At 63.4% G+C, this 24,410-nt stretch carries 13 protein-coding genes; 5 read left to right on the plus strand and 8 right to left on the minus strand.

Annotated elements, in window-relative coordinates:
- Nucleotides 1-114 precede the first annotated feature (114 nt).
- The 4 genes from ACIPOO_RS19910 to ACIPOO_RS19925 all read right to left on the minus strand — a co-directional run bounded on the left by ACIPOO_RS19910 (nucleotide 115) and on the right by ACIPOO_RS19925 (nucleotide 2,594).
- On the minus strand, nucleotides 115-558 hold the full coding sequence (locus ACIPOO_RS19910; protein WP_274131379.1) for a hotdog fold thioesterase: 444 nt from the start codon (nucleotides 556-558) through the stop codon (nucleotides 115-117).
- A 180-nt stretch (nucleotides 559-738) separates the two neighbouring features.
- Nucleotides 739-1,206: a phosphohistidine phosphatase SixA gene (gene sixA / locus ACIPOO_RS19915; protein WP_400609259.1), complete on the minus strand. Its 468-nt coding sequence runs from the start codon at nucleotides 1,204-1,206 to the stop codon at nucleotides 739-741.
- Entirely contained in the window at nucleotides 1,203-1,547 is a 345-nt protein-coding gene (locus ACIPOO_RS19920; protein WP_274131381.1) for a DUF4389 domain-containing protein, read from the minus strand. The genes sixA and ACIPOO_RS19920 overlap by 4 nt, the downstream gene beginning before the upstream one ends.
- Nucleotides 1,548-1,568: 21 nt before the next feature.
- Nucleotides 1,569-2,594: an NAD(P)H-dependent glycerol-3-phosphate dehydrogenase gene (locus ACIPOO_RS19925; RefSeq protein WP_274131382.1), complete on the minus strand. Its 1,026-nt coding sequence runs from the start codon at nucleotides 2,592-2,594 to the stop codon at nucleotides 1,569-1,571.
- Nucleotides 2,595-2,877: 283 nt separating this feature from the next.
- Between ACIPOO_RS19925 and ACIPOO_RS19930 the strand changes: the two genes are divergently transcribed.
- From ACIPOO_RS19930 to fabB, 3 genes are all read left to right on the plus strand, one after another.
- On the plus strand, nucleotides 2,878-4,803 hold the full coding sequence (locus ACIPOO_RS19930; protein ID WP_400609262.1) for a response regulator: 1,926 nt from the start codon (nucleotides 2,878-2,880) through the stop codon (nucleotides 4,801-4,803).
- A 197-nt stretch (nucleotides 4,804-5,000) separates the two neighbouring features.
- Nucleotides 5,001-5,516: a 3-hydroxyacyl-[acyl-carrier-protein] dehydratase FabA gene (gene fabA / locus ACIPOO_RS19935; RefSeq protein WP_274131384.1), complete on the plus strand. Its 516-nt coding sequence runs from the start codon at nucleotides 5,001-5,003 to the stop codon at nucleotides 5,514-5,516.
- 10 nt (nucleotides 5,517-5,526) lie between these two features.
- Nucleotides 5,527-6,747 carry a beta-ketoacyl-ACP synthase I gene (gene fabB, locus ACIPOO_RS19940; protein ID WP_274131385.1) on the plus strand — a complete coding sequence of 407 codons (1,221 nt, stop codon included), beginning with the start codon at nucleotides 5,527-5,529 and terminating at the stop codon, nucleotides 6,745-6,747.
- Between the two features lie 559 nt (nucleotides 6,748-7,306).
- Here fabB and ACIPOO_RS19945 read toward each other — a convergent pair.
- Nucleotides 7,307-17,911: an autotransporter-associated beta strand repeat-containing protein gene (locus ACIPOO_RS19945; protein ID WP_400609265.1), complete on the minus strand. Its 10,605-nt coding sequence runs from the start codon at nucleotides 17,909-17,911 to the stop codon at nucleotides 7,307-7,309.
- Between the two features lie 312 nt (nucleotides 17,912-18,223).
- Entirely contained in the window at nucleotides 18,224-19,849 is a 1,626-nt protein-coding gene (locus ACIPOO_RS19950; protein ID WP_274131387.1) for a methyl-accepting chemotaxis protein, read from the minus strand.
- Between the two features lie 206 nt (nucleotides 19,850-20,055).
- On the opposite strand from ACIPOO_RS19950, the gene ACIPOO_RS19955 reads away from it, so the two are divergent.
- Nucleotides 20,056-20,919, plus strand: a complete 864-nt coding sequence (locus ACIPOO_RS19955) for a pirin family protein (protein ID WP_400609267.1) — start codon at nucleotides 20,056-20,058, stop codon at nucleotides 20,917-20,919.
- Between the two features lie 147 nt (nucleotides 20,920-21,066).
- On the opposite strand, the gene ACIPOO_RS19960 is transcribed toward ACIPOO_RS19955, so the two are convergent.
- Together ACIPOO_RS19960 and htpG are read right to left on the minus strand one after the other, a co-directional pair.
- Nucleotides 21,067-21,792, minus strand: a complete 726-nt coding sequence (locus ACIPOO_RS19960; RefSeq protein WP_400609269.1) for a dienelactone hydrolase family protein — start codon at nucleotides 21,790-21,792, stop codon at nucleotides 21,067-21,069.
- A 77-nt stretch (nucleotides 21,793-21,869) separates the two neighbouring features.
- Nucleotides 21,870-23,774 (minus strand): molecular chaperone HtpG, encoded by a 1,905-nt coding sequence (gene htpG / locus ACIPOO_RS19965; protein ID WP_274131390.1) that lies wholly within the window; start codon nucleotides 23,772-23,774, stop codon nucleotides 21,870-21,872.
- A gap of 331 nt (nucleotides 23,775-24,105) precedes the next feature.
- Between htpG and ACIPOO_RS19970 the strand changes: the two genes are divergently transcribed.
- Nucleotides 24,106-24,360: a hypothetical protein gene (locus tag ACIPOO_RS19970; protein ID WP_074753404.1), complete on the plus strand. Its 255-nt coding sequence runs from the start codon at nucleotides 24,106-24,108 to the stop codon at nucleotides 24,358-24,360.
- Nucleotides 24,361-24,410: the final 50 nt, after the last annotated feature.

A 24,410-nucleotide genomic window follows, 5' to 3' on the forward strand; every position in this document is an offset into this window, starting at 1 on the left:
GGCGTGTCCAGTGAACCTCGATCAGGACTCAATTGTGCGCACCGGCCCGCGGCAGCGGCAATGACCGGAACTGCCATCGGGGATGACACTCCGGTCATGCGAGCCAAGCGTGGCTCAGCGCGCCGGAGGCTGCTCGCCGTGGGGCACGACGGCAACGGTCAGGCGCGAGATGCAGCTGGCCTTGCCGTCGTCGCTGGTCAGGCGGATGTCCCAGACGTGGGTCGTGCGGCCGATATGCACCGGATGCGCCACCGCCGTCACCCGCCCGCTGCGCAGACCACGCAGATGGTTGGCGTTGACCTCGATGCCCACGCAGAAGTACTTGCTGGTGTCGATGGCCAGGTAACTGGCGCTGGAACCCACGGTTTCCGCCAGCACCACCGACGCACCGCCGTGCAACAGGCCGTAGGGCTGATGGGTACGATGATCGACGGCCATGCTGGCGGTCAGCGAGTTGTCGTCGAAGGCTTCGAAGCGGATGTCCAGCAGCTCACCGATGGTGTTTTTCTGCATGGCATTGAGGGCTTCAAGGTTGGGTGTGTCGCGCCATAGACTCATGATTTTTCCTTGTTGTTGATGAGTGACAGGTACACCTGCGCACTGTAGGAGCGTGGCTTGTCCCGCGATCGGCGACGAAGTCGTCGCAAATCCGGTTATCGCGGTGCGCCAGACCTGCCGCATGTGCAGGTTTTACGACTGCTGCGCAGCCGATCGCGGGACAAGCCACGCTCCTACAGGTCAGGCGCCGGAAGCAGGATGCCGAACGCTCACCAGGTTCATCGCCCCCGCCAGCGGGAAGTCCGCCTCGAGTTCGGCAAGGCTTGCGGTGTGCATGGCCTGGGCCTGTTGCAGGTTGCCGTGCACTGCCAGGCCGATCAGCGTGCCTACCAGCGGTTGGTGGCTGACCAGCAGCACTTCATCCGCGGCATACAGATCCAGGTTGTCCAGCACCTTGCGCGGGTCGCTGTCCGGGGTCAGCCAGGGCACGGTCACCACCGATTCGGCGAAACCCAGCGCCTGGCGCACCAGCTCCGCCGTCTGCTGCGCACGCACGTAGGGGCTGGCGAGGATGAAGCGCAGCGGCTGGCCCAGCAGGTGCGCGGCGCTTGCGAGCACCTCTTCCCGGCCGTTGGCGGTCAGTTCCCGTTCGGCGTCGGTGCGCGCCCGGTACTGGGCTTCGCCGTGACGCAGAATCCACAATTTCATAGCTTGGGTTCCTCGTCGCGCACCGGGTGTGCGGCGGCAGGCACCTTGTGCGGCGCCTCGCCTTCCGGTGGGCGTGGCGCTGGCCAGTCAGCGAACGGCCAGGGCTTCTGGTCGGTATGGAAGGTGCCGAAACGGCCGATCTGCGCCAGGAACTGGCTCAGGCTGTCACCAAACGACAGCAGGCTCAGGCTTGGCGCGCCATAGAACAGGCGATAGGCAAGCTGCACCAGCACCACGACGGCCAGGACGATCTCCGCGACGTGCCAGACCACCAGAAACACCAGCATCCAGAGGACGCGCAGCAGGATCGATTCGTGTTGCTTGATTTTGGACTCGTTCAAGTGTTTCTCCCGGACAAGGAATCAGTTGAAATCGCTGGTGGAAATGAAGTCGACGTCGGTCTTGGGCTCGGCGCGCATCAGCAGTTCGATGACCTGTTCCAGCGTACGCCCTTCGAACAGGATGGCATGCAGACCGGCCACCAGCGGCATGTAGACCTGCGCTTCCTGCGCGCGGGCCTTGAGCACCTTGAGCGTATTGACGCCTTCGGCCACCTCGCCCAGGCGGGTAACGGCCTCATCCAGGCTCAGGCCCTGGCCCAGGGCAAAACCGACCTGGTAGTTGCGGCTCTTGGGAGAGGAGCAGGTCACGATCAGGTCGCCGACGCCGGCCAGCCCCAGGAAGGTCATCGGGTTGGCGCCCTGACTCACCGCAAAGCGGGTCATTTCAGCCAGTGCCCGGGTGATCAGCATGCTCTTGGTGTTCTCGCCCATGCCCAGCGCGACCGCCATGCCGGAGATGATCGCATAGACGTTTTTCAGCGCGCCGCCCAGCTCCACGCCAAAACGGTCGGCACTGGCGTACACGCGGAAGGTGCGGCCATGCAGCACGGCCTGCACCTGCTGGCACAGTTCTTCGTCTTCACTGGCGACCACGGTGGCCGTCAGCGCATGTTCGGCGATCTCGCGGGCGAGGTTGGGCCCCGACAACACGCCGATGCGGGCCTTGGGCGCGATGTCCTGGAGGATCTCGCTCATGAGCTTGAAGGTCTGCGCCTCGATGCCCTTGGTCAGGCTGACCAGCATCTTGCCGGTGAGCAGTTCGACATGGGGCGTCAGCACGCCGCGCAGGGCGCTGGAAGGCAAGGCGACGAACACCAGTTGGCTGGCGCTCAGGGCCTGTTGCAGGTCCGTCACCGGCTCCACCCCGTCGAGCACCTTGATGCCCTTGAGGTAACGCGGGTTTTCACGGTTGACGCGAATCGCCTCGGCCTGCTCGGGATCGCGCATCCACTGCAGCACGCGGTGGCCATTGCCGGCCAGCAGGTTCGCCACTGCCGTTCCGAAGCTGCCGCCACCCAGAACTGCGATCGGTTGCTGTTGGGTCATAAAACAATCCATCTAGAGCCATCAGAACTGGCGATGGCAGCATTATACGGAGCGCCGTGCTCGCCACCAGCGGCAAAACACGGCCGTGGATACATATAAGCCAAACCCTACCTTTCACAAGGAAATGCCTGACAACTCGGTTAAGATGCGCGCCCCGGATGAAAATTCCGCGATGCCTCTGATGCGCTATCTTTAGCACGCGCGCCGATGAAATTCCGTTCGATGAGACCGACCTTGCACCCACGATGGCGAATCAAGCACCCATGACGACCGGGATCCTGGCATGACGGCACAACGGGGCTGGAATATCAGCACTCGCACGCAGATCCTCAGCCTTGGCCCCGCCTTGCTGCTGACCCTGCTGCTGATCAGTTTCTTTACCGTGGTGCGCATCCAGGATCTGCGCCAGGAGCTGACCCACACCGGCCAGCTGATCGCCAACCAGTTGGCCCCGGCCTCGGAATACGGGGTGATCGTCGGCAACGATGACGTGCTCGAACGGCTGATGAAAGCCACCATGAGCACGCCCCACGTGCGTTTTCTCGAAGTCCAGGACAGCAACGGCAGCGTGCTGGTGCATGTCGAGCAGCCCGTCGAGGCCGGCCATGCGCGGCAGATCGAGGTGTTCCAGGCACCGATCCGCCTGCAGCAGGTCAGCCCCAAGGACGGACCGCTGAATGACATCGACGATTTCACCAGCGTCCCGGTCGAGGACTACCTGGGTCGGGTGCTGGTGGGGATGTCCAGTGAAGCCTTCAACCTGCGCGAGCAGGAAATCCTGCTCAAGGCCGGCATCCTCGCCCTCTTCGCCCTGCTGTTTACCTATATTCTCGCGCGGCGCCTGTCCCTGAGCCTGTCGCAGCCGATCAGCGCCATGAGCGATGCAGTCAAGGCCATCCAGCACGGCGACTACACCGTTCCGTTGCCGGTGGCCGACGATGCGGAACTGGGCGACCTGGCCCGCCACATCAACAACCTGGCGCTGGGCCTGGAGAAAGCCAGCCGCGAGCAGAAAAAGGCCATGGACGAGCTGATCCGCACCCGGGAAGAAGCCGAGCGCGCCAACAGTGCCAAGTCCGAATTCCTGGCGATGATGAGCCACGAATTGCGCACGCCGATGAATGGCGTGCTGGGCATGCTGCAATTGCTGGAAACCACCCGCATGACCGAAGAGCAGGCCGAATACGCTGCGCTGGCCAGTGAGTCCACCGGGCATCTGCTGCGGGTCATCAACGACATCCTCGACTTTTCCCGCTTCGAACGCGACGCCATGGAGCTGGAGAACATTTCCTTCAACCTGGCAGAGTTGATTTCCACCTCAGTGCAGGCTTTTGCCCACAACGCCCAACAGCGGGGTCTGGCGCTGGAAGTCGATCTGTCGCCGGGGCTGGATTCGCTGCGGGTCAAGGGCGACCCGACGCGGATTCGGCAGATCCTGGTCAACCTGATAGGCAATGCCCTCAAGTTCACCGAATTTGGCAGCGTGCGCGTGGAAACCACCTGGCAGCACACCGACGCCCAGCAGATCCTGTTCACTTGCGCGGTGCGTGACAGCGGCATCGGCATCTCGCCGGATCTTGTGGAATCGATGTTCGATGCGTTTCAGCAGGCCGACAATTCCATTTCAAGACGTTACGGCGGCACGGGCCTTGGCCTGCCGATCGCCCGCAACCTGGCCGAGCGCATGGGCGGCACGCTCATGGCCCAGAGCAGCGAAGGCCTGGGTTCGGTGTTTACCCTGGAAATTCCGTTGCAGGTGGTCCAGCAGGAAGATCCCCAACCGGCCCCCGGCGCGGTGGGCGAATTGCCACAGGAGCGCGAAGGCTGTGTGCTGCTGGTAGAGGACAACCCGGTCAACCGCACGGTGGTGGACGCCATGCTGCGCAGCCTCGGATTGCAGGTCAGCATGGCCGGCGATGGCGCCGAAGCGGTCAGCATGGCCAGCAAGGAAAAATTCGCACTGGTGCTGATGGACTGCCGCCTGCCGGTCATGGACGGCTATGAAGCGACCCGCCGGATCCGTCAGCTCCCGGGCCTGGACACCCTGCCCATCGTGGCGCTGACCGCCAATGCGCGGCACGGAGACCGGGAGATTTGCCTGCAGGCGGGCATGAACGACTACCTGGCCAAACCCTTCAAACGAGCTGATCTCGCGCAGGTTTTGCAACGCTGGCTGACCTTTAAGCCATCTGCGACTGGCGATAAATGATAAATTGCGGCAGTCTTGTGTGCCGTGATCGATCCGCAGATGCGTGCGAACGGACAATTTCAGTGCACAGGTGTGCATTCATTTCACCTGTGCTGTGACTTTCATTACAACGCAATAGTCTATGAGTAGGCTGCCAGCCGAGGGATGACCCGCTGGTCAGATGTACGTATGCCGCACAGGATTATCGAGGAGCTCGCATGACCAAACAAAACGCCTTTACCCGGGAAGATCTGTTGCGCTGCAGCCGCGGCGAGCTGTTCGGCCCAGGTAACGCGCAACTGCCCGCCCCCAACATGCTGATGATCGACCGGATCACTCACATCAGCGAAGAAGGCGGCAAGTACGGCAAAGGTGAATTGGTCGCCGAACTGGATATCACTCCCGACCTGTGGTTCTTCGGCTGCCATTTCGAAGGCGATCCGGTCATGCCGGGCTGCCTGGGCCTGGATGCCATGTGGCAACTGGTCGGTTTCTTCCTGGGCTGGCAAGGCCTGCCGGGCCGCGGCCGTGCGCTGGGTTCGGGCGAAGTGAAATTCTTCGGCCAGGTCCTGCCGACCGCCAAGAAGGTCACCTACAACATTCAAATCAAGCGCGTCCTCAAGGGCAAGCTGAACCTGGCCATCGCCGACGGTTCGGTGACCGTGGACGGCCGCGAAATCTACACCGCCGAAGGCCTCCGGGTCGGCGTGTTCACCTCCACTGACAATTTCTAAGGGTATTCGCATGCGCCGCGTCGTTATCACTGGTCTGGGCATTGTTTCCTGCTTGGGCAATGACAAAGACACCGTTTCCGCCAATCTGCGTGCAAGCCGCCCTGGCATCCGATTCAACCCGGAATATGCCGAAATGGGTCTGCGCAGCCAGGTTTCCGGCTCCATCGACCTGAACCTCGAAGAGCTGATCGACCGCAAGATCTACCGTTTCGTCGGCCACGCTGCTGCCTACGCCTACCTGGCCATGCAGGACGCGGTCAAGGACTCGGGTCTGACCGAAGAGCAGGTGTCCAACCCGCGCACCGGCCTGATCGCAGGTTCCGGCGGCGCGTCGACCCTGAACCAGATGGAAGCGCTGGACATCCTGCGCGAAAAAGGCGTCAAGCGTGTAGGTCCGTACCGCGTGACCCGCACCATGAGCAGCACCGTCTCGGCTTGCCTGGCGACGCCATTCAAGATCAAGGGCCTGAACTACTCCATCGCCTCTGCCTGCGCCACCAGTGCTCACTGCATCGGTACCGCCATGGAACAGATCCAGATGGGCAAGCAGGACATCGTGTTCGCCGGCGGCGGTGAAGAAGAGCATTGGAGCCAGTCGTTCCTGTTCGACGCCATGGGCGCACTGTCCAGCAAGCGTAACGAAACCCCTGAGCAGGCTTCCCGTGCGTATGACGCCGACCGTGACGGCTTCGTCATCGCCGGCGGTGGCGGCATGGTCGTGGTCGAGGAGCTGGAACACGCTCTGGCTCGCGGCGCGAAGATCTACGCCGAACTGGTGGGCTACGGCGCCACCTCCGACGGCTACGACATGGTCGCCCCGAGCGGCGAAGGCGCGATCCGCTGCATGCAGCAGGCGCTGTCCACCGTTGATGGCAAGATCGACTACCTGAACACCCACGGCACCTCGACCCCGGTCGGCGACGTCGCGGAAATGAAAGGCGTGCGTGAAGTGTTCGGCACCGACGCTCCGGCCATCAGCTCCACCAAGAGCCTGTCGGGTCACTCCCTGGGCGCCGCCGGCGTTCACGAAGCGATCTACTGCATGCTGATGATGGAAGGCAACTTCATGGCAGGTTCGGCGAACATCGACGAACTGGACCCTGCGGTGGCTGATCTGCCGATCCTGACCAAGACTCGCGAAAACGCCGAGATCAACCTGGTCATGAGCAACAGCTTCGGCTTCGGCGGCACCAACGCCACGCTGGTGATGAAGCGCTGGACCGGCAAGTAATACGGTCTTTCGCAGCATCCAGAAAAGCGCCCTTCGGGGCGCTTTTTTTATGCCTGTCGCGGCACGATCTGATGGCGGCGGTGAACATGCGGGCCTCCCCGCGGGCAAGCCCGGCTGCTACGGGATTGCGGGCGGTCACCGGTTCTGGGCACCCCTCGGTACCGTAGCAGCACGGCTTGCCGGCGGGAACGGTCTTGAGGGCCCCGGCGCCGGCAAGCCGGACTGCTACGGGATCGGAATGATCACAAAATCCCGGGGCTGGACCTGTAACCTGTGGGAGCGGGCTCGCCCGCGAAGACGGCAGGCCTGACAGTTCGATGGTGGTTGCCACAACGCCTTCGCGGGCAAGCCCGCTCCCACAGTTTTGAGCCAGGCAATAGTCACAGGTTCGCATTGAACCCGTAGCAGCACGGTTTGCCGGCGGGGCGGGCTTGAGGGCGGGGCGAGCTTGAGGGCGAGGACGCCGGCAAGCCGGACTGCTACGGGGATATGGTGAGCGCCGTAGGACCTGCGGCATGAAAAAACGCCCTTTCGGGCGTTTTTTGTCTTTCGGTGCGCATCAGAACCCGAGGCTGAAACTCACGGTCATGGCGTGGTCCTTGGCTTCGTTTGACAGTTGCCCCGAGTAGCCAATCCCCAGTTTGCCGGTCGGGCTGATCTGGAAGTCCACGCCGGCCTCGACGATGGCGCTGTCCTTGGCGATCGGCACGCCCTGGGTCTTGAACGAGCCGCCGCCGTCGATGAAGGTCAGGTCTGCGTCGGGCTTGGTGTCACCAAACGCATGCCGCCAGCCGATGGCCGCGCGCGGGGTGAACTGGCCGCCGTTGTTCAGGGTAATCACCTTGCCAGCGCGCAGGCCGAGGGTCGAGAAAGTGATGTCCTGGTCAGCCTCGGCCGTCAGGCGCCCTACCCCACCCTTTTCCTTTGCTTTGTCCGAGTCGTAGTTGACGTAGGCCAGCCCGGCGAACGGCTCGAGTGCAACACCTGCCGCTTCAAGGGTGTAGCCCACTTCACCGAAGACCTGAGCGGTGCGTGCGTCATAGTCGGCCTTGAGGCGATCATTGTAGTTGCCGACGCTGACATCGCGCTTGGTCTCGATGTCATGCCAGCTGTACGCCGTACCCAGGCGCACCGCCAGGGCATCGAACTGCGAGTTGAGGTACGCCGCCACATGGTAGCTTTCCACCGTCGCATCGGAACGACGGTCATGGGCATCCAGGTCGCTGCGGGTGTACCCGGCTGCCATGCCCACGCGCCAGGCGTCATCGAGCTGCTTGTCGGTACCGAGCATGAAGCCGCTCAGGTTGCGATCCAGGCTGGCCGTGTTGCTGTTGCCATCCGATTTCCCCCAGGCGCCGAGTGCACGGGCCCAACCGACCATCTCGCCATGGCAGCCATTGCTGCTCAGCTGATTGTCGCTTGGCGCCAGCGCCAGACGTGGATCTCCAACTGCACCGCACGACGGCTGGCGCATCCTGTCGTTGACGGCGTTACGCACGTGACCCGAATCCTCAAGGATCGCGCTGGCGGCGCTGGCGTGGATTTCCCCGGACAGGCTGTCGAAGGCATTGCGCGCACTGCCCACCGTAAGGTTGACGATTTCATTCTGCAACGCATCCCCGGCCGCACCGTTGGCCGCCAGCGCCGAAGCGGTGTTGCGCTGGTTGCGGGTGGCCGCCACGTCGGCGAATGCACTGCTGTTACGGCTGACCGCCAAGGTCACCGAGTCCGGGTTGTAGGCGAGCAAGGTATTCAGGAAAGCGTACTGCGGCAGGTCGGTGCTGCTGAAGGTGCCGACCACCCCGCCGCTGGCGGTGATCAGCGAGTAGGTGGTATTGCCGGTGAACGGCGTGATGCCCGTGACGCGCAAGCCGCCGTCCAGGTTGGCCGTGCCGTTCACCACCAGGGAAGTGCCGGTCGCTGGCGCGACGGCCAGGGCCAGCACCCTGCTTCTGGCCAGGCTTGCGAACCTGGCGACAGGCGCCGCTTCTACCGTGGTGGTTGGGGCAACGGCGGTCAGGTCCAGGATCCCGCTTGAGGTGTTGGTCAGGTTGCCGGCCACGCTCAAGGTTCCGTCCGTCCCGCCGGACGCGACCACGCCCTTGTTGATCACCCCGCCGACGCTGCCGTTACCGCTGAGGCCGGCACCACTGGCGACCGTCACTTCAGCGCCCAGCGATGCTGGCGCCTCGCGATTGCCGACCTGCAGCACCCCTTGATCCAGCGACAACGGTCCACTGAACGACTGGTTGCCCGTCAGCAGAAGCCGCGCGAAACCTCGTTTGAACAGCTGCCCGGTGCCGCTGAGTGCGCCGTTGAACTGCCCGTCGGCGTTTTGCTGGAACACCAGTTGCGCGTCGTTGGTGATGTCGCCTTGCAGGCTGGTGGTATCGCCGATCAAGGTACCGCCGCTGACGATGGTGCCACCGCTGTAGGTGTTGGCGCCGCTGAGGATCAAGGTGCCTGAATCCATTTTCTCGATACCGCCCTCGCCCACCAGCGCTACGGAAAGCTGCGCAGTGCCGCCGGCATTGACCCGCACCGGCGCCAGGCTGCCGTCGTCGCCGTTGACGGGGGTCAGACTGCCATCGGTGCCCGCAGTCAGGTTGTAGCCGCTGGCGAGAAATTGCAGCCCGGTGAAGCGCCGGTTGCCAAGCACGGTGACCGTACCGGCCCGACCGCCAAACACCGCGAACTGCCCATTCGATGCCAGGGCCTGGGTACCGGTCGAATCGGTCCAGTTGGTGGCTGGGCCCCACACGCCATCGCCGCCGCCGATGCTGCCGTCAGGATTGGTGGTGCCGCCGTTCCAGAACTGCACCTCGCCTGGCGAGCCTTGCACCAGCAGGTTGACCTGATTGGCGATGGCGGTTTGCAGGGTCAGGCTGGCTGCCGAAACCGGCAGGCTGCCGTACACCAGGCCGTTGTCGGTCAGGTTGCCACCGTAGCTGAACAGCTGGTACACCCCGGCGCCGAAGCCGCCGGCATTGCTGATGTTCAGCGTGCCGTCCAGAGTCAGGTCGCCGGCCACGTTGACCACCGTGGTGGAACTGGCGGCCGAACCCAGGCTGAAGTCCAGGTTGGTGCCCGAGGACAACGCAAGCGAGCCCACCGACAGCGGCGATGCACTGCCACCGCCCGCAAGCGTCGCGCCGTCAGCCAGTTGCAGCGTCCCGCCAAACTGACCGCTGCCGCCGATCTTCGCGCCACTGGCGACGTTGATGCTGGCGCTGTCCAGCACACCGTTGACGGTCAGGGTACCGGCCTGCACCGAGGTGTTGCCGGTGAAGCTGTTGTTGCCGGTCAGGAGCAGTTGGCCGGTGCCGGTCTTGTTCAGCGTACCGGTACCGGTGAGATTGCCCGAATAGGTGCCGTCCGCGTTCTGTTCGAAGGTCAAGGCCGCGTTGTTGACGATGGCGCCTTGCAGGCTGCTGGTGTCGCCGCGAGTCGTACCGCCGTTCAGCGTGGTGCCGCCGCTGTAGGTGTTGGCACCGCTGAGCAACAGCTCGCCGCTGCCATTTTTCACCAAGCTGCCGGTACCGGTGACAGCGCCGATCAGCGTGGTGCTCTGGTTCCCGGCCAGGGTCAGTTGCGCGCCCAGGTTGATGGCGTTGGCCAGTTGCAGGGCCGAGGTGCTGTCCAGGCTCGAGTCGGCCAGCACGCTCACTGCGCCGCTGCCCAGGGCGCTGTTGTTGCCCAGCAGCAAGGTGCCGCCGCCCAGACGGGTGCCGCCGCTGTAGGTGTTGTTGCCGTTGAGGGTCAGCGTCGAGGCGCCGGCCTTGATCAGGCTGCCGCTGCCGCTGACCACGCCGCCCAGGGTCAGGGCATTGGAGCCGGCGACGGTGAGGCCGCCATCGAGCACCACGTCGTTGGCCAGGCTGATGGCGCGATTGCTGTCCAGGGCGGTGCCGTCGGCTGCGGTCAGCACACCGGTACCCAGTGCCGCGTCATTGCCCACGACGATCTTACCGCCATTGAGTGCGGTGCCTCCGGAGTAACCGTTGGCAGCGTCGAGTACCAGGGTGCCGCTGTCGTACTTGCCCAAAGTACCTGCGCCGTTGAGCGCAACACCGACGGTAGCGGTGGCGCCTGGATCGACGCGCACCGAAGCGTTGCCCAAGGAACCGTTGACCAGGTTCAGAGACCCCGCGGTGCCGTCCTGCAGGCTGTAGCCGTCGGTGACGAACTGCATGCCGGTGATGGTCTGCGCGCCATCGACGGTCACGGTGCCCGCAGTGCCCTGGAACACCGCGAAGTTGCCGGTCCAGGCCTGGTTGAAGGTGCCGTTGACGTCGGTCCAGTTGGCACTGCCAGTGGCCCAGGTGCCGTTGCCGCCGTCCACCGAGCCGTTGGCGGCCAGCTGGCTGCCGTCCCAGAACTGCACGGTGACACCTGGCGCAGTGACCAGCAGATTGATCTGGTTGGCCAGCGCGGTCTGCAGGCTCAGGTCACCCGGAGTGACGCTGCCGGGTACGGCGCCGATCAGCATGCCGTTGTCGGTCAGACCGCCCGTGTAGTTGATCAGGCGGTACACACCACTGCCGAAGCCGCCGATGTCACTGACATTGAGGGTGCCGTCCAGGGTCAGGTCGCCGCCGACATTCACCAGCGCGTTGCCACCACCGGAAACCGGGGCGCCGAGGCCGACATCAAAGATCGAGTTGCCGTTGAAGACCAGCGAGTTCACCGACAGGGTGCTGCCTGTGACGCCCGCCAGATGACCGCCATCGGCCACGGTCACTGCCCCGCCCAGCGAACCGCTGCCGGCCAGGGTGCCACCGCTGTTGACCAGCACGCTGGCGCTGTCCAGCGATCCGTTGACGCTCAAGGTGCCGCCGTTGACCGTGGTGTTGCCGGTCAGGCTGTTGATGCCCGTCAGGGTCAGAGTACCGGTGCCGAGCTTGTTCAATTCGCCGGTGCCGGTGAGCACACCGTCGAAAATGCTGCTGGCACCGTTACCACCGATGCTCAGGGTGTTGCCGCCGCCGATCAGCGCGGTGCCGCTGCCGGTGAGGCTGGCGAGGCTGCCCGAGCCGCCGAGGTTGAGGGTCGCGGCATTGCCGAGATTGACCCCGGCGTCGTTGCCCAGCGCCGAGTTGCCCAGGGTGGTGAGGCTACCGGACTGCACGTCGAAGGTGCCGCTGAAGGTGTTGACGCCGCTCAGCGTCAGGTCGGCCAGACCGTTTTTGGTCAGCGTGCCTGCCCCGCCGATCACGCCGCCCAGAGTCAGGTTGTTGTTGCCGGCTACGCTGAGGTTGGCATTGATGTCGAGGTCATTGGCCAGCACCAGCGGCGCGGTGGTGTCCAGGGTCGAGCTGCCAGCCACGGTCACCGCGCCGGAGCCCAGGCCCGCAGAGGTGCCGAGGGTCAGGGTGCCGGCATTCAGCGTGGTGCCGCCGGAGTAGGTGTTGATGCCGTTGAGGGTCAGGTTGGACGCGCCGTTCTTGATCAGTGCGCCGCTGCCGCTGACCACGCCGCTGAGGGCCACGTCGCTGTTGCCGGTGTTGGTCAGATTGGCGTTGAGCACCACGTTGTTGCCCAGCGACACCGAAGTGTTGCTGTCCAGCGCCGAGGCGCCTGCCACGGTCAGGTTGCCCAGACCAAGGGCGCCGTTGCTGCCCGCAGTCAGCGAGCCGGCGTTGAGGGTGATGCCACCCAGGAAGTTGTTGGCGCCGCTAAGGATCAGGTTGGCCGCGCCGTTCTTGGTCAGGCTGCCGGCGCCGTTGATGGCTCCGCTGAGTGTCAAATCGTTGCTGCCGACGATGCCAAGGTTGCCTGCCAGGTTGATCGCGTTGCCCGCACTGACGCTGGCGCTGGAATCCAGGGTGGTGCCGTTCGCCGCGTTCAGGGTGGCCGAGCCCAGCGCACTGTTAGACGCCAGAATCAGACCGCCAGCGTTTAGTGCAACCGGCCCGAGGAAGGCGTTGTTGCCACCGAGAGTCAGGCTGGCCGTACCGTTCTTGATCAAGCCGCCAGTGCCGGAAATGACACCGTTGAGGGTCAGCGCATTGCTGCCGAGCACGGTGAGATTGCCGTTCAGCGTGGCAGCGTTGGCCAGGGTCACGGCGGTGTTGCTGTCCAGTTGCGTGCCGGCATTGGCGATCAGCGCACCAGTGCCCAGTGCGGTGTTGCTGCCGACCACCAAGGTGCCGCCGTCCAGTTGCGTGCCACCTGTGTAGCTGTTGGCGCCGTTGAGCACCAGGGTGCCGCTGTCGAGTTTGTTGAGGGTACCGCTGCCCTCGATGTCCACGCCGACCGTGGCGGTCACGCCCGGATCGACCCGCATCGCCGTGGTGCCGCCGGTACCGTTGGCGGCGGTCAGCAGCCCCGCCGTGCCATTGACCAGGTTGTAGCCATCGGTGAGGAACTGCATCCCGGTGAACAGCTGCGTGCCATTGACCGTCACTGTACCCGCCGTGCCCTGGAACACCGCGAAGTCATCCGCCCAGGTCTGGTTCAGCGTGCCGTTGGAATTGGTCCAGTTGGTGCCGCCGGCATTCCAGGTGCCGCTGCCGCCATCCACTGTGCCGTTGGGAATGGTCTGGCTGCCGTCCCAGAAACGCAGGGTGGCGTTCGGCGCCGAGACGATCAGGTTGACCTGATTGCCGAGGGTCTGCACCAGCATGTCGCCCAGGCTATACCCCACCGGCACGCCAGCAACGGTCAGGCCGTTGTCAGTCAGTGCGCCAATATAGTTGAAGAGGCGATAGACACCCACACCGAACCCGCCGGCATCGGTGACGTTGAGGTTACCGTCCAGGGTCAGGTTGCCGCCGACGTTCATCAGCGAGCTGGTGGATGGCGTGGAGAGGCTCGCATCGACGTTGCTGTTGGCGTCAAGCACCAGCGACGAGGCCGACAAGGTATTGCCCGAAGACAACGCCAGGTGGCCGCCGTTGTTGATGGTGATGAAACCAAGCGCTGAACCGGTGCCCGTCAGCGTGCCGCCATTGTTGACATTGAGCTGGGTGCTGGCCAGGGAACCTGTGAGGTTCAGCGTACCGCTATTGACGGTGGTGTTGCCGGTGATGCCATTGGTGCCGGTCAGGTTCAGGGTGCCGGTGCCGACCTTGGTCAGCGCGCCGCTGCCACCGAGGTCGCCGTCGAAGGTGCTGGTGGTGCTCACGCCGCCCACTGACAGGGTGTTGCCACCGCCGATCTGCACGCTACCACTGCCGCTGAGCGCCGCCAGGCTCGCATCGCTGCCCAGGTTCAAGCCTGCACCGGCGCTGATATTGGCACCGGACGTGTTGCCCAGCGCCCCGCTGCTCAGGGTGGTCACGCTGCCGGACTGGATATTCAGCGGACCGGTGAAGGTGTTGTTGCCACTGAGTGTCAGATCGCTGAAGCCGTCCTTGTTCAGGGCGGCCGCACCATCGATCACGCCACTGAGGTTCAGGTCATTGTTGCCTGCCAGCGTCAGGTCGGCATTGAGCGTGATGTTGTTGCCGACGTTCATGGCGGTGCTGTTGTCCAGCGTCGAGGCGCCACCGACGTTCAGCCCGCCGCTGCCCAATGCAGCAGCCGAACCGAGGGTCAGCGTGCCCGCATTGAGGGTGGTGCCGCCGCTGTAGGTGTTGGTGCCGTTGAGGGTCAGGTTGGCCGCACCATTCTTGATCAGCTCGCCCGCGCCGCTGATGACGCCGCCCAGGGTCAGGTCCTGGGTGCCGCCGTTGCTCAGTGCCGCATTGAGCACCACCGAGTTGCCGAGGTTCACCAGCGGTGAACTGCTGTCCAGCGTCGACGCACCGCCAACGGTCAAGGCTCCCAGGCCCAGCGCCGAACTGTTGCCGGCGGTCAGGGTCCCGGCGTTCAGGGTGGTGCCGCCGAGGTAGGTATTGATGCCGTTGAGGTTAAGGTTGGCCGCACCGTTTTTCACCAGGCTGCCGGCACCGGCGACAGTGCCGCTCAGGGTCAGGTCAGAGCTGCCGTCCACATTGAGCGCACCGGCGAGGTTGACCTGATTGCCCAGGGTGACTGCGGTATTGGTGTCCAGCGTGGTGCCGGCCGCTGCATTCAGCGCGCCGCTGCCGATCGCGGTGTTGCTGCCGAGGACCAGTTTGCCGGCGTTCAGCGCGGTGTTGCCGAAATAGGTGTTGGGGCCATTGAGAATCAGATCGGCGGGGCCGTTTTTGGTCAGGCCGCCGACACCGGAGACCACGCCGGCTAGGGTCAGCGCGTTGCTGCCGCCGATGGCGACGTTACCGCCGAGGTTGACGTTGTTGGCCAGGCTGGTCGCGGTGCTGGCGTCCAGCGTGGTGTTGTTGCCTGCGTTGAGCACGCCGGTGCCCAGGGCTGTGTTGGAGCCGACCACCAGTGTTCCGGCATTCAGCGACGTGGCACCGGTGTAGGTGTTGTTGCCGGTCAGGGTCAGTGTCGAAGAGCCGGTCTTGATCAGGTTGCTGGCGCCACTGATGACGCCGCCGAGGGTCAAGGGGTTGGCCCCGCCAGTGGTGAGGTTGGAGTTGAGCGCGATCGCGTTGTTCAGCGTCACGTTGGCGCTGCTGTTGAGCGTGGCGCCCGCGCCGCCCACGGTGAGGGTGCCGGAACCCAGCGCTGCACCATTGCCGACGGTCAGGCTCCCGGCATTGATGGCGGTGCCGCCGGTGAAGGTGTTGGCGCCGTTGAGCGTCAGGTTGGCGGTGCCGTTCTTGATCAACTGGTTGGCACCGCTGAGCACGCCGCCCAGGATCAGGCCGTTGCTGCCGCCGACGGCCAGGTTGCCGTTGAGTGCAACGTTGTTGTTCAGCATGACAGATGTGTTGCTGTCCAGCGTCGCCGCGTTGACGACGTTCAGATCGCCGCTGCCCAGTGCCGCGCTGTTGCCGACGGTCAGCGTACCGGCATTGAGGTTGGTGCCGCCTGTGAAGGTGTTGGCACCGTTGAGAATCAGATTGGCGGCGCCGTTCTTGGTCAGCCCGCCGCTGCCACTGACGACGCCGCCCAGGGTCGTGTTGGCGTTGCCGGCCACGTTGAGATTCCCGCCAAGATTGACGGCGTTGGCCAGCGATACCGAGGTGCTGGCATCCAGGGTGGTGCCCGCCGCGGTGTTCAGCGCACCGGTGCCCAGCGCGGTGTTGGAGCCGACGATCAGCGTCCCGGCATTCAGCGTCGTGCCGCCGGAGAAAGTGTTGTTGCCGCTCAGGGTCAGGTTCGCGGTGCCGTTCTTGATCAGGTTGCCGGCGCCGCTGACGACACCGCTCAGGCCCAGCGCCTGGGTCCCTCCGAGGCTCAGCCCTCCGGCCAGCGCAACGGCGTTCGCCAGCGTGACTGCCGTGGTCGTATCCAGCGTGGTGCCCGCCGCTGCGTTCAATGCGCCCGTGCCCAGCGCGGTATTGCTGCCGACGAACAAGCTACCGCCGTTGAGCGCGGTGGTACCGCTGTTGGTGTTGTTGCCGGTCAGGGTCAGGCTGGCAGCACCGCTCTTGGTGATCGCGCCGGTGCCCGAGACGATGCCGGCCAGGGTCAGGGCATTGCTGCCCAGCACGTTGAGCGTGCCGGTGATGCCCACGTTGTTGGCCAGGGTCACATTGCCCGTGCTGTCCAGGCTGGTGCCGTTACTGGTGTTGAGCACCCCGGTGCCCAGGGCGCTGTTGTTGCCCACGCGCAGGGTGCCGGCGCTGAGGCTGGTGATCCCGGTGTAATTGTTGATGCCGTTGAGGGTCAGGCTGCCGCTGCCGGTCTTGGTCAGGTTGGCCGCGCCGCTGATCACTCCGCCCAGGGTCAACGCACCGGTGCCGGTCGCGGTCAGGGTGCTGTTGAGCGTGATCGCGTTGGCCAGCGAAATCGGCGCCGTCGCCGAAATGCTCGACGAGCCGCCGACGGTGATGCCACCGCTGCTGAACGCCTGATTGTTGCCCACCAGTACCACGCCACCGTTGAGTGTGGTGTTGCCGGAGTAAGTGTTGATGCCATTGAGGTTGAGCTGGCCGCTACCGATCTTGGTCAGGCCGCCGGTGCCGGAAATCACACCGTTGAGGGTTGTACCGTTGATACCCTGCAGGGTCAGGCCACCCGCGCCAAGGTTGATCTGGTTGGCCAGGGTCAAACCGGCGTTGCTGGCCTGGAGAATCCCGCCATTGGAGGTCAGCACGCCGCTGCCGAAGGTGCCATTGTCATTGAACTGCGCCACACCGCCATTGAGCGTTGTCGAACCGCTGACCAGCGGCCCCTGCAAGGTCCAGGTACCGCTGTTGAGGGTCAGGTTGTTGAAGTTGACGTAGGTGGCACTGGACGCCGTGCCGGTCCCGGTGGTCCCGCCACCCAGTCCGATGGGATTTTGCAAGATCAGCGTGTTGCTGCCGGCCGCACCGCCATCGACAGTCCCGGTGGGGGCGAAAGTCAGGTTGACCCCGATCAGGCCACCCAGGCCCGTGGTGACTTGCACGCCGTCACCGACGTTCACGCTCGAACCGGTGATCCCGTAGAAGGTGTTGGTGCTGCCCACCCCCAGGGACACACTGCCGGTGATGTTGCCGGCGTTGGTGAAGGTGTTGCCCGCAGCCGAGGTCTCGAACGCCACGCGGCCGAGGATCGTCCCGCTGGCGCTGTTGGTCATGTTGACCTGCGAGCCGCCATAGATACCGACCACGGGAGTATCGGCCTGGGTGATACCGCCGACCGACAGACCGGTGGAGGTGATGGTGCCATTGTTGGCGACGGTGGTGGTGCCGGACGCGGCGTTGTTCACCGCAAGCGCCAGGCCGTCGATGCTGGTGAGGTTCAGGCCCAGCATCATGCCGGTGCCACGAATGATCCCTGTGGTGTTGTTGAGCACATTGACGACACTGCTGCCTCCGGTGCCGATGAACGCGCCGCCGCTCAATATGGACACCAGACCCAGCAAGGCAGGGTCGATGGTGCCGGAGTTGTTGAGGGTGATGTTCACCCCGGTCAGGTTGAGCACCTTGCCACCCAGGGTCGCGTTCATCTGCGCCCCGGAGTTGACGTTGACCGTCAGGCCGTTCGTGGCGCTGGAGTAGTCATTTAGAAACAGCGGCAGGGTCGGCACACCGGTGCAGGTGATGGTGGAGCCAGCCGCCGAGCACGTCGCGTTGGCCTGGGGCACCGGTGCCCAGAACAACAGTCCGGCAATGCTCAGTTTTACGGCGAGAGAAAGGGGGGAAATGTTCCAAGCGGGGGCGACGCCAAACCGTGATTCCACGTCCTACTCCTTGCGTGGCTGAACATCATCCTTGAAGGGCGTACGACACGACGATCTCGTTCGACACGCGAATCAAGACTGTATCGGTCCTGACAAAAACCGATAGATTTCAGAGACACGCTAGTTCAAAGCGGCGGGACGGCGTTGAATAAATAGTGTTAATACTTTGGTGATAAGGACATGCAGAAAGCTATGTAACAAACACCACCCCCGTAGGAGCGCGCTTGCCCGCGACGGCGCCCGGTCAGGCACTGCATCATCGCCTGACACACCGCCATCGCGGGCAAGCGCGCTCCTACGGGGTGATGAGGCCTAGACCGAGAACGCCGCTACCATCCCGTTCAGATCCGTCGCCAGACGCGACAGGTCCTGGCTGGCGGCGCTGGTCTGGTTGGCGCCTGCCGAACTTTGCAGCGCCAGGTCACGGATGTTGGTGAGGTTGCGGTCCACTTCCCGGGCGACTTGCGCCTGCTCTTCCGAGGCGCTGGCGATCACGGTGTTGCGCTCGGTGATCAACGTGATGGCCGAAGCGATTTCATCCAGTGCCACCCCCGCCGATTGCGCCATCTCCAGCGTCGCGCGGGCACGGTCATTGCTGCCCTGCATCGCCGCCACTGCCTGATCGGTGCCCTGACGGATATCGCCCACCAGCAATTCGATTTCCTGGGTCGATGACTGGGTACGATGGGCCAGCGCACGCACCTCGTCAGCCACCACCGCGAAACCACGTCCCGCCTCTCCCGCCCGCGCCGCCTCGATGGCAGCGTTGAGCGCCAGCAGGTTGGTCTGCTCGGCCACCGAACGAATCACGTCCAGCACCTTGCTGATGCCGTAGACCTTCTGCGCCAGGGTTTCCACCTGATCGCCCGTGCGGGTGACGTCCTGCGCCAGGTGATTGATCGAGGCCACGGTTTCCTGCACCTGATGGCGGCCGCGCTGGGCAACCCTCTCAGATTCGTCGGATGCCTGCGACGTCGCCACTGCGTTGCGCGCCACCTCCTCCACTGCCGCTGTCATCTGGTTCACGGCGGTGGCGGCCTGGTCGATTTCCAGGCTCTGCTGATGCAGGCCACGGGTGGAATCTTCGGTCACCGTGCTCAATTCCTCCGAGGCCGACGCCAACTGGTTCGAAGAGTCGGAAATCCGCAAGATGGTATTGCGCAGGCTCAACTGCATGGCCTTGAGCGCTTCGAGCAGGCGTGCCGGCTCATCGCGCCCTTGCACCTCGATCCGCGCGGTCAGGTCACCCGAGGCAATCACCTGAGCGATGCCCAGCGCCTGGGCCAGCGGTTGCAGGATGCTGCGAATCAGCGCCCAGGCCAGCAGCAGGGTAATCACGGCGGTGAGCACGATCATGCCCATCACCCAGCCCTTGGCACTGCCGAACACCTGCAACGCCAGTTCACCGGCCTGGCTGGCACCCTGGCGGTTGAGGGCGGTCAGGTCGTTGAGCGCCTGGGTCATGGTGTCGGCGTACTGGTTCATTTCGCTGTTGATGACCACCAGCGCCTCGTCGAGCTGGTTCTGCCGAGACAATTCCATCACCCGGCTCTGGCGCTGCATGTAGGCCTGCTTGGCCACGGTGAAGCCATCGTAGAGCTGCCGCTCCCGGGGTGATTCGATCAATGCCTGATAGCGCTGCTCGGTGCTCTGCAGGCCAGCCTTGAGCTGGTCGATCTTGTTGTAGTTCTGCTGCAGCGACGACGCATTGCGATCGAGCATCAGGCGCAGTGTCAGGGTTCTGATCCGCATCAGGTCCTGGCCCATGGTGCCCAGCTCCATCACGCTGGGGAGCCACTTGTTCTCCACCAGATCCGACTGTTTGCGCATGTTCGACATCTGCAACAAGGCAAATGCCCCCAACGCGAATACCAACAGCGCCAGCACCCCGAAGCCCAATGCAGCACGGGGTGCAATATTCATGTTTCTGACGCTCATAATGGGTCCCTTCCCAGATAAAACCCTGCACCGAAAATGTGCAGCCGGTTGTCGCCCCTGATATCGGCGGATATCTGAAAAACCTGTAGGACAATTCGACGACTGCGTGAGGAATTTGCAAGCAGATGCGACAGCGCAGCACAGACCATCCAGACACCGCAGCCTATGCTTTGTATTCTGTCGCCATGTTCACCGAGAGCCCTGCCATGTTGACCATCAAACCCCGCGCCGAAGACGTCGAAGGCCAGCCGATCCTGCGCCCCCTGCCCTCGGCCCAGTGCCGCAGCGTCGGACCCTTCGTGTTCTTCGACCACATGCTGGAAACCACTTACGCCCCCGGGACCGGGATGGACATTCGCCAGCACCCGCACATCGGTCTGTCGACCCTGACCTACCTGTTCGCAGGCCAGATCCAGCACAAGGACAGCCTGGGCAGCGATCAGCATGTAATGCCCGGCGAAGTCAGCTGGATGACGGCCGGCAGCGCCATCGCCCATATCGAGCGCACGCCCCAGGAGGTCCACGATGCGGGCTCGCGGCTGCATGGGCTGCAAGTCTGGCTGGCGTCGCCCAAAAGCCATGAACAAGGGCCGGGGCATTACAGCCATCACCTTGCGGCGACCCTGCCGGTCAGCGATGCCATGGGTATCTGCATCCGGATGATTGCCGGCAACGGTTTTTGCCTGGAGTCGCCGGTGCCGGTGCTGTCCCCCACGCTGTACGCCGAAATCCGGATGCAGACTGCGACCACGCTGCTGATCCCCGCCGAGCATGAGCAACGTGCTTTGTATGTGATCGAGGGTGAGGTGTTGCTGGATGGCGAGCCGGTGGAAGCGCGTTCGCTGGTGGTACTGGAGCCCGGGGAAGAGCCGACGCTGTGCGCCGAAAGCGAATGCCACGCCGTGCTGATTGGCGGCGCGCCGCTGGATGGGCCCAGGAGAATGAACTGGAATTTCGTGGCCAGCGACCCGGCGCTGATCGATCAGGCCCGGGCGAAGTGGGCAGCGGGCGATTGGCCGACGGTGCCGGGGGAAGTGGCGCGCATCGAATTGCCGGTGGGCAGGAAATAACGCCCGCTCTTCACGTCGAGCGCAGAACCTGTGGGAGCGGGCTCGCCCGCGAAGGCGGTTGCCTGTTCACCCTGATGGTGACGACAAGGACGCTATCGCGAGCAAGCTCACTCCTACAGGGTTCAGCGGTGTGCCACGGGTACGGTGTTAACCGGCGAACACTTCATCCAGCAGGTTATGCATGGCGGTGAACGCACGCTTGGACACAATCGGGTTGTACATCTGCACGCCAGGATTGTTCGCATGCGGGTCGGTGAACGAGTGGAACGCGCCGCCGTAGCTCAGCAGTTGCCAGTCGACATTGGCCGCGTTCATTTCGGCTTCGAAGGCTGGCAGTTGCTCTTTGGGCACCAATGGATCGGACGCCCCGTGCAGCACCAGCACCTTGCCCTGGATGTTTTTCGCGTCGGCCGGGTTGGTGGTGTCCAGTGTGCCGTGGAACGACACTGCGGCTTTCAGAGGCGCGCCAGTGCGGGCCAGTTCCAGCGCGCAGCATCCGCCGAAGCAGAAACCGAATGCAGCCAGACGCCCCGTATCCACTGCCGCCAGCGATTGCGACTTCAGTTGATCCAGCGCTGCCAGCATGCGCTTGTTCAGCAGGCCACGGTCGTTCTTCAGCGGCATCATGGCAGCCAGCGCCTGATCGGCGTTGGTCGGACGCACGCCCTGCCCGTACAGGTCAGCCAGGAACACCACATAACCCTTGCTCGCCACTTCCCTGGCGATCTGCTCGGCGTCTTCGCTGATGCCCATCCAGTTCGGCGCCATCACCAGGCCCGGAGCGGCTTTCGCGCCTTCGCCGAACACCAGGCGGCTCTCGTAGCTCTGGCCATCAACCTGATAAACCACGGACTGCACAGTAATGTTGCTCATTGCTGACTCCTGCTTTTGAGAATGGGGGGAGATCAAATGACAAAACCCGCCGAAGCGGGTTTTGACAGGGTTCGATCTTAAACCGAGAGCTCGACCAACAACTTGTTCAAACGGCGCACGTATGCGGCCGGATCTTTCAAGCTGTCGCCAGCCGCCAGGGCCGCCTGGTCGAACAGGATGTGCGACAGTTCGCCGAAGCGCTCCTCGCTCTGTTCGTTGTCCAGTTTGCCGATCAGCGGGTGAGTCGGGTTGAATTCGAAGATCGGCTTGGAATCCGGAACCTTCTGGCCGCTGGCTTCCAGGATCTGACGCATCTGCAGGCCCAGGTCCTGCTCACCGATGGCCAGGATCGCTGGCGAGTCGGTCAGGCGGTGCGAGACCCGCACTTCGCTGACGGCATCACCCAGGGCGGCTTTCAGGCGCTCGATCAGGCCTTCCTTGTCCTTGGCAACTTCTTCCTGAGCCTTCTTGTCCTCTTCGGAGTCCAGTTTGCCCAGGTCCAGGTCACCACGGGCCACGTCGACGAAGCCCTTGCCGTCGAAGTCGCTCAGGTAGCTCATCAGCCACTCGTCGATGCGGTCGGTCAGCAGCAGCACTTCGATGCCTTTCTTGCGGAAGACTTCCAGATGCGGGCTGTTCTTGACCTGCGCGTAGCTTTCGCCGGTGAGGTAGTAGATCTTGTCCTGACCTTCCTTGGCGCGCGCCAGGTAGTCGGCCAGGGAAACGCTCTGCTCGCCGCTCTCGTCGGAGGTCGAGGCGAAACGCAGCAGGCCTGCGATCTTCTCCTTGTTGGCGAAGTCTTCTGCCGGGCCTTCTTTCATCACCTGACCGAAGTTCTTCCAGAAGCCCTTGTATTCCTCAGGCTGGTTCTTCGCCAGTTTTTCCAGCATATCCAGCACGCGCTTGGTCAGCGCCGATTTCATCGAGTCGATGATCGGGTCTTTCTGCAGGATCTCGCGGGAAACGTTCAGCGACAGGTCGTTGGAATCGACCACACCCTTGATGAAACGCAGGTACAGCGGCAGGAACGATTCGGCCTGGTCCATGACGAACACGCGCTGGACGTACAGCTTCAGGCCGCGCGGCGCTTCACGCTGGTACAGGTCGAACGGGGCGCGGGCCGGTACGTACAGCAGCGAGTTGTACTCCAGCTTGCCTTCGACCTTGTTGTGGCTCCAGCTCAGAGGGTTCTCGAAATCGTGGGCGATGTGCTTGTAGAACTCCTGGTATTCCTCGTCCTTCACTTCTGTGCGAGGACGGGTCCACAGGGCGCTGGCACGGTTGACGGTTTCCCATTCCTGCACCGGCGCAGGCTCGCCTTCGACAGCGATCTGCTCTTTGGGCAGTTCGATCGGCAGGGCGATGTGGTCGGAGTACTTCTTGATGATGTTGCGCAGACGGTAGCCGTCGGCGAATTCGTCTTCGCCTTTTTTCAGGTGCAGGACGATACGGGTGCCGCGGTCAGCCTTCTCGACGGTAGCAACTTCGAAGTCGCCCTCGCCTTTCGAGGACCAATGCACGCCTTCGCTGGCGGGCAGGCTGGCACGACGGCTGAACACGTCCACTTTGTCGGCGACGATGAACGCCGAGTAGAAGCCCACGCCGAACTGACCGATCAGGTGCGAATCCTTCTTCTGGTCGCCCGTCAGGTTCTTCATGAAATCGGCCGTACCGGACTTGGCGATGGTGCCAAGGTGGGTAATGACGTCTTCGCGGCTCATGCCGATGCCGTTGTCTTCGAGGGTGACGGTTTGCGCGTCCTTGTCGAAGCTCACACGGATTTTCAGTTCGGCGCCGCCTTCAAGCAGCTCAGGCCGGGACAGCGCTTCGAAGCGCAGCTTGTCCACGGCGTCGGAGGCGTTGGAAATCAGCTCACGCAGGAAGATTTCCTTGTTCGAATACAGCGAATGGATCATGAGGTGCAGCAGCTGCTTTACCTCGGTCTGGAAGCCCAGGGTTTCCTTTTGAGTTTCCACACTCATGGTCATCAAACTCCAATCAGTCCACACAAACAGGGATAGCCGCCAAGCCGTGCGATAGAGAGGCTGGACGGCGGGTTGTCATCAAGGTGGGGGCTCGGCGATGGATTTCAAGGGCACACTGAACCTGAGGGCCGCATCTTCATGAACAATAAAGTCAGACTGTTTGTCAGAGCGTGCACATCTGTCACAGCGTAAACGTTTAACCTGCGACGACCATCGAACAGGCGTAACAGCTGCGAAACAACTATTTAAATATCTGCTGCGAAAATGGAACTAACACAATAACGGGGCGTTCGAAGGCACGTAGATGTTCAATAAGGAGAAACACCCCATGCGTAAGACTTTAGCCATTGCCCTCATGCTTTCTGCCACTTTGGGTCTCGCTGCGTGCGACAAGAAATCCGAGGATAAACAGCAGGATGCCAACAAGGCTGCCCAGCAGTCCCAAGAGTCGATGCAAAAGGCTCAAGACAAAGTGAACGACGCCGCCAAGGAAAGTCAGGAAGCTGCCCAGAAGAACGCCGAAGCCGCTCAAGAGCGCGCCAAAGAGGCCAACGAACAAGCGCCTGCGCCAACTAAGCAGTAAGTTCCAGAGTTTCAAAAAAATAAAGCCCGCATTAGCGGGCTTTATTTTTG

It is taken from the genome of Pseudomonas sp. NPDC090201 (assembly GCF_044746825.1).
In the GTDB taxonomy this organism is placed as follows: Bacteria; Pseudomonadota; Gammaproteobacteria; order Pseudomonadales; family Pseudomonadaceae; genus Aquipseudomonas; species Aquipseudomonas putida_AD.